Raw genomic sequence first — 6,755 nt, forward strand, 5'->3', positions numbered from 1 at the left:
ACCGGCGGCGTTCGACACCGTCGATGCACCGATTCGCAGTAATCACTATGAGTGCTGTGCCGTCTCCGTCAGCGTGCTATCTGGCAGGCGACCTAGATTCCGACTCCTTGCGCGGTCAGAACCAGCGTCACGGCGGCGTAGAGGAGGATCGCGAGCACGCCGATGATGATGTATTTCAGCAGGCGGCCCTCTTCCTGGGGCGACTCACCCGGGAGGCTCTCATCGTAGAGGTCGTCCTGTTCGTCGCTCATTGTCGAGTGGACGGGCCGCGCACCAATCAATCCGTCTCTCTCGGTCTCGTCGTCGTCGACTTCCCGCAGCCACCAACTCAGAACCCGATTCGGGAGTCCGTCGAGAGGTCGAGGTCGTCATCATCGGGCTCGGTCGGGCCGACGTGGACGAACTCGTAGCCGTCGTCGTCGAGAACCACGTCGCCGCCGGTGGTTCGGACCGACAGTTCGTCCAGGATGGCGCCTTCACAGGGGCCGAACGTACACTCGCCATCGGTTTTCCCGAACGTCGCGCCATGGCGGCCGCAGATGACTTCGCCGTCTCGAACCGTCGCACCGTCGCCCCTGTCGAGGTTGACGTCACGCCAATGCTGGCAGTAGTTGAACCAGGCAGTCACGTCGCTGTCGGTGCGGACCAGAATCGCCTCGCGGCAGTCGCCGGTTTCCCGCTCCTCGACGGTTATCAGAAGCGTGCTCTCCGCAGGTACGGCTGTTACATCGGTGATCCGCTCCACGCATCCCATTGAGGGTGGCTACTCAGCTGCTGGGGAAGTGCGTTTGGGTCTGGATTCACGCCGCTCGCGTTCGCTCGCTTCGTTCCCTGATTCAACTCTCCTCGACGCTATGCTGTCGACGACGGGCTCCCGCCTCGCGATGCTCGGCGTTCAGACAGCGTCGGCGACAAGAACATAGCGGGAGGTAGATTTGAACTACCGATCTCCGGGTTATGAGCCCGGCGGAATCTCCTGGCTATCCCATCCCGCTATCTGAAACGAGTACGGTTCAACGGTTAAGGGTTATGTTTCGACCGCCGTATGTCGGTTCCCACCGTGCGAATCGAACACGTTCACCCCGACGCCACCCGCCAGGTGAAGAGGCTCTCCAGCACGTAGTTCAGGACGAGCGAGGAGGCGATCGCGATAGGGAACGTCGCCAGCTCCCAGAGGTCGACGCCGATGAACGGCAGCGCGATCGGAAGCTGTGTCAGCAGCCACACCACGATGACCTGCACGCCGACGCCGCCGCTGCGCACCAGGTTCGACTTTATGAACCGTCTGAGCAGCGCCCACTGGCCAGCGACCCCGTGACCTGCGAACGTCCAGCGCTCGTTAATCGTGAACATGACGACGATGGCCACCTCGGCGCCGACGAGCTTCGCCAGCTCCGGCGGGACGCCGAGTCCAGCCGTCAGCACTGAACTGGTCGTGATGTCGAACCCGGCGCCGACGACCCCCACTGAAAGGAACTGCCCGAACCGGCTGGCGGTCAGGAGTTCGTCTCGAACGTCGCTCACGATCCACCTCGCTCGATCAGCGGCGTGTGGGTAGCCCGCGACGCGAGCAGGCTGTGGAGCCGACTGCCGCGGACGACGTTCGCGCGGTGGCGCGCACTGAGCAGCCCGGTGAACATCGAGATGGTGTCGGACACGGGGTCGACGGTCGATTCGGGCTGGTCCTCCCAGACCACCGGCACCTCGGCGATGCGTCCTCCCAGCGCGCCGGCGACGGCGATGAGTTCGATATCCCAGGCGAACCCCGGCTCGTAGAGGTGGCGCCGGAGCCGCGCCCAGAAGTTCGCCGAGACGGCCTTCGCACCGCACTGGTAGTCGTAGAGGTTCGGCCCGAGCAGCCGGCGAGCGAGCCACGCGAACCCGTCGCCGAGGAACCGCCGTAACACTTTCTGGTGTGATTCGACCGTCGCCTCGGGGTGCCGTCTTGACCCGGCTGCGAGGTCGAACTCCCCGGACTCGACGGGCGCGATGACGTCGGCGATGGAGTCCGCTGGTGTCGAGCCGTCGGCGTCGGCGAACACCAGAATATCCGTGCCAAGCGCCTGGAAGCCGTCAGTGACGGCGGCGCCTTTCCCGCGGCGTCGCTCGGCGACGTGCACTGTTGCCGGGAGGTCAGCGAGCGCCTCGGAGTCGTCGCCGGGGGCTGGGTCGTCCAGTTCGATACGGAGTTCCGCTGGCGCGAGGCGGTCGTCGAGCGCCCGGACGTACTGCGAGAGACGTGTCACGTCGGGTCGGTAGGCGGGGACCACCACGCCGACGGAACGGGACATGCACCGTCGTTTTTCGGCAGGGGAGAAAAAGCGTCCGAACTGGCTGCTGCCCGCGGCCGGATCGGGAGGGACCCCGACTCAGCCCCACTGCCCGAGTCCGGTCTGTTCCTGGCCGGACTTCACTTCGTCCCAGGAGAGCCCCAGCGCCTCGATGACGCGCTCGATGGGGCCTTTCAGCGTCTTGTCGAGCATCTTGTCCCAGTCCACCTCGAAGCTGTCGGGCACCTCTTCGGCGTACTCGAAGCAGATGACGTCCGGGTCGCGTTTGAACTCCGCGTAGAGTGGATCGGTCTGTGGATCCAGTGGGTCCTCGCCCGACTCCACCTCCTGCCAGAACTCGGGGTGGACCTTCTTCAGGTAGAGCCGCTTGGGTTTCGAGCCGCGCTGGAAGTTCGTCCCCAGGAGCAGGTTCGCGTACTTTGCCCCCCGAACCTGTGCGGTGTCGGTGTCGTAGGCGTCGAGGCGCTTTCCGATACCGCCAGGGATGCCGACGTTCTCCAGGTCGACGTTCCCTTCCTGGAACTCCGAAATAACCTCGTGGAGATACTGTTTGACCTCCTCGAGGTCCTCTCCACGGACGATCATGTCGATGACCTTCTTCTGGACCCGTTTGGTGATCGGTGCGATGTCCGAGCGTTTGTACTCGAACCCCGTGATATCGATGTCGTCGACATCCTTCCCCTCCTTCCAGATGATGTGGCCCGCGTAGCGCTTCTTCTTGCCTGCCTGGAAGAACCGCCGATAGAGCTTCTCGAACTCGATCTCGAACCGGTGGGAGTCGGCGTTGAGCTCGTCGGCGGCGAAGTCGTCGTAGCGCTCGTTGATGTGCTCCTCGATTGAGAAGGACTCCTCGATCGCCTCCGCCTTGGAAACATCTTGGCCAAGTGATAACATGACGGAGTCGGTGTTGTGGAGAACGATTCCGCCGACACCGTCGACGAAGTTCTCGTTCTCTTCGACGCTCAGGTCGTATACGCAGCCATCGTGGTCTATCTCGGTGACGACCGGGTCTTGTCCGCCGCGATAGTAGTCACAGGTGCGAATGGTGTAGCTGCTCTTCGACTCCCGATAGTTCAGTGAGTGTTTCTTCTCGCGCTGGATGAGCAGCATCGACAGCCCAGCGGCGAGCTCCCGACTGACCGTTTCGTAGTCGAAGTTCCGTTCGGCGGACTCAGCGGAGTATCTCGGGAACTCACGTGAACCGTCTCCATCGACGAGGGTATCGACGAAGAGTCGCTGTTGCTCCTCCGGAAGGTGGAAGACGAACGACGGAACCCGTTTTCCGTGGGACTGCTGCCCGGCGAACTCCCGGAAGAACACGGCTGATAACTCATTCATCATCTGGAGCTTCTGCGTTGCATCGCTGTCGGTCACCGACGAACTCCCGGAGCTAGTTCCGTACTCGAGGGTTCGTTTGTCGGAGACGTCGCTGTTGATGATTCCTGCGGTCACGTTCTCGAACAGTCGCTCGTAATCCGATTTGAGCCCCTCGAGCCACTGCGTGCGCGATTCGGCGATGCTCGCACCGAATGTGCTGTCTGTGGTTTCTGCGGTTGAGGCACTCCCTTCTGAGACGTACGCAGCGAGGAGGCGAATCAGCGCTTCCCCCGTCTCCGTGTTCAGGTCGATGTGCCGTTTCACCTTCGGCGTTGACTCGATCTCGCCGTGGTGCTCGTGGCCGAACCAGACGGACTCACCGTCAGTGTGGACTCGTTTCGTCTTCTCGATGGCGTTCTCGGCGCCGACACTTCGGCCGTCCTCGTACGTCCGACTATACCCCTCCAACACGTCGTAAACGTCGACCGTCTCCCGTTCCTCGAGGGATGGGACATCCGGCACCCGGAGTGGTTCGTCCACGTCAGCAGGAGCCGCCTCTGTGAGTTCGTTGCCGTCTTCGACGACGTAGGAGTGATCCCGCGTGGTCGTCGATTCACCGAACTTGTGTTGGAAGTTGACGACTGGCTTGTCAACCTCGTGGCGAACCGCCTGCGTTATCGCTCGCCACTCAGCTTTGCCGGAGACGTTCACTGAAAGTGCCTCCCACCCGGGTAGCTCTGCGCGCGTCTTCCCGGGAGTGGCGTCGGCGACCGGACCACCGTCAGCGGTGATGCGGACGGTCCCGTTCTCGACTGGCGATGCCCGTTCGAACAGTGTTTCGATGGGCAGAATACGCACCTCTCCATCGGGGTTCCGAGTGACGACAGGGCGGCCCCCGGTTACGCTGTCCCCGTAGGCCACCTCGTGGTCGATCTCCTCGGCGGCCGTCTCCGTGAACTCGATGACCTCTCGCCCGGTCGCCGTCACCGCGGCGGCGCCCTCGGTGTCGTAGAGACGGAATCGATCCCATCCCGAAACGCCGTAGAGTGACTGGCCAACGAACTGGAAGGTGCCGTTCCGTCCCGCCAGTAGGGAGTGGTTGTCCGCGACAGTAACGCAATAGACGCCGTCTTCTGCCGTACTCGTCGAACGACTCCGATTCATGCGGAGCGTGTTCTTCGCGTCCTCACCGACGTAGATACGCCACGATCCGCTGTCTTTCCCGTAGTTGGCTGTCAGGCCAAGATGGGCACAGAGTCGGAGCACGTCGTCACGGAGTCGTTCGCTGGAGGTGGTGTACCGCCAGGAGTTCGGCTGCCGGTCCCCATCGCCGGCCATCAGCGTGTCGAGGAAGCGCTGTTTCTCCTGCCCGCTCAGGTCGAACACGAAGTCGGGAATCCGCTTCTCGAAGCTGTCGCCGCCACAGAGCCGTTCGAGCGTCTCGCCGAGCAGTCGCGAAGTGAACTGGTAGCAGCGGTCATCGACGTCGTAGGCAACGCCCATCCGGTGGAGAAGGTCGCCGATAGTGGCGTGGTCGCTCTCAGTAGCGATGGCTTCCTCGCCGGTCGCGCCACCGTCAGCCGTCGTGGGCTTCTGCTGTGTGATTTTGACGGTGGTCGCCGAGCCGCGGTGGTTCTCGCCGAACTGCTTCGCCTCGGAAGTGTAGACGTTCCCCTCCGTGATGTACCAGGCGAGCAAGTCGAGGAAGTCGTCGCCGTCGAACGTCCGTGGAATCCACTTTCGCCCGGCCTCTCGATGGATGAAGCTCTGCTCGCAGACCGACTCGATGTACTCCCGGTGTTCGGCGAACTCCTCGGCGTCGAGAACGTACCCCTCCTGTCCGACGTCGTCCTTTTCGACCTTCTTCGGGTAGTAGCCGAGTTCAGCCGCGAACGTGTGATCGTGCACCTCCGGCCGGACCCAGACCTCGTACTCACCCTCGACGGTATCGACCAGATCGACAGCCCCGAGCTCGTCACCGTGGTCGGTGGTCCAGTCGTGTGGCAGTTCGTAGTTCGTCGCGTCGTCGAGGTCGCCCGCCTCGACGAAGCTGTAGCCGTCCTCCGTGATGCCGTTGGTCTCGTTTTTCCGGACGAGCATCCGGTGGTTCGGCGTCACGCGAAAATCGGTCTTGCTGGTCTGGATATCGATCAACTTCCCGTCGTACTTCGGATAAGCATGAGTTTCGGTGACCGGCTTGACCTCCATCTCTGTTGTTTCCGGGTCGAGTGAGTACACCTCGTCGCCGACGCCGAGCTCGCGGATGTTCCGCACGCCCTCGGGTGTGAGCACGTCCGTGTCGGGGGTGAAACAGTTCATCACAACCTTCACCGAAGCCTGCTGCTTGTCGTACTGCTCGTAGGGCTCCGTGTCCGGCTCGTGCTGGTCGCGCAGCTTCTTTTTCTCCTCGCGTTCAGTGAGGAGTTCGTCGATCATCTCCCGCATGATTCCGTCGGGTTCCTTGCGGAAGTGGGTGCCATCCGGCGACCGGTACGTTTCGCCGTCGTACTCCTCGGGGTCGACTTTCGTCTCGGGGGAGGAGTTGATGGTCGCCATCGACATCGGGTAGAGCGATTTCAGGTCGAGCACCGTGACGTTCTCTTTCACGCCCGTAATCGGCTCGAACACCGCGCCGCCTTCGAATTCCTCGGCGGCCTCCTGCTGGCCTTTCGAGGGGAGCGCGAACTCGCCGTAGGCCTTGTGGAGCACGTACATGTCCACAGCGTCGCCGGCGGTCGGCGCGTCCTCCAGCTTACAGCCCACGAGCGAGCGCACCTGGTTCCAGAACGAGACCACGTCCTGCTTGCGGTCGATTTCGACACAGAGCTCCACGTCCCGGAGGTTGTACTCGAGGAGCTGTTCGGGGTCCTGCTCCCAGAGGTCGCCGATGTCGCCGGAGTAGTGTTCCTTCCCGACGTCGAGTTCGCGCTCACCGATGGCGTCGAGGCGGAACGACTCCAGTTCTTTGATGACGATCTGTTTGTAGCCGTACAGCAGGTCGAAGACGACCCGTCCCTTCACGTCCGGGCCGCCCCAGTCCGACCGCCAGACCTCGTCGATGCGGGAGAACCGGCCGATGTCGAGGTCGTACTCGCTGCCGGTGTCGATACGCTCCAGGCGATCGAGCACGTACGGCATGTCGAAATC

5 protein-coding genes and 1 tRNA gene are annotated in these 6,755 nt (G+C 62.8%); all 6 read right to left on the reverse strand.

The annotated features are described in order from the left end of the window. Window positions 1-92 precede the first annotated feature (92 nt). Window positions 93-251 (reverse strand): hypothetical protein, encoded by a 159-nt coding sequence (locus V5A38_RS14135; protein ID WP_332326409.1) that lies wholly within the window; start codon window positions 249-251, stop codon window positions 93-95. A 77-nt stretch (window positions 252-328) separates the two neighbouring features. Beyond that, on the reverse strand, window positions 329-754 hold the full coding sequence (locus V5A38_RS14140; RefSeq protein WP_332326410.1) for a Rieske 2Fe-2S domain-containing protein: 426 nt from the start codon (window positions 752-754) through the stop codon (window positions 329-331). A gap of 166 nt (window positions 755-920) precedes the next feature. Then, window positions 921-995, reverse strand: a tRNA-Met gene (locus tag V5A38_RS14145). Window positions 996-1,077: 82 nt separating this feature from the next. Continuing rightward, entirely contained in the window at window positions 1,078-1,524 is a 447-nt protein-coding gene (locus V5A38_RS14150) for a GtrA family protein (protein WP_332326411.1), read from the reverse strand. Then, window positions 1,521-2,291 (reverse strand): glycosyltransferase, encoded by a 771-nt coding sequence (locus tag V5A38_RS14155; protein ID WP_332326412.1) that lies wholly within the window; start codon window positions 2,289-2,291, stop codon window positions 1,521-1,523. The genes V5A38_RS14150 and V5A38_RS14155 overlap by 4 nt, the downstream gene beginning before the upstream one ends. 78 nt (window positions 2,292-2,369) lie before the next feature. Beyond that, a partial coding sequence (locus V5A38_RS14160) for a DNA polymerase domain-containing protein (protein WP_332326413.1) occupies window positions 2,370-6,755 on the reverse strand: 4,386 nt, incomplete at its 5' end.

The organism is Halolamina sp. (genome assembly GCF_036626355.1).
GTDB lineage: Archaea > Halobacteriota > Halobacteria > Halobacteriales > Haloferacaceae > Halolamina.

Coding starts and splice junctions, on each gene's coding strand:
- V5A38_RS14135 (WP_332326409.1), bottom strand. CDS start 251: ATGAGCGACGAACAGGACGACCTCTACGATGAGAGCCTCCCGGGTGAG.
- V5A38_RS14140 (WP_332326410.1), bottom strand. CDS start 754: ATGGGATGCGTGGAGCGGATCACCGATGTAACAGCCGTACCTGCGGAG.
- V5A38_RS14155 (WP_332326412.1), bottom strand. CDS start 2,291: ATGTCCCGTTCCGTCGGCGTGGTGGTCCCCGCCTACCGACCCGACGTG.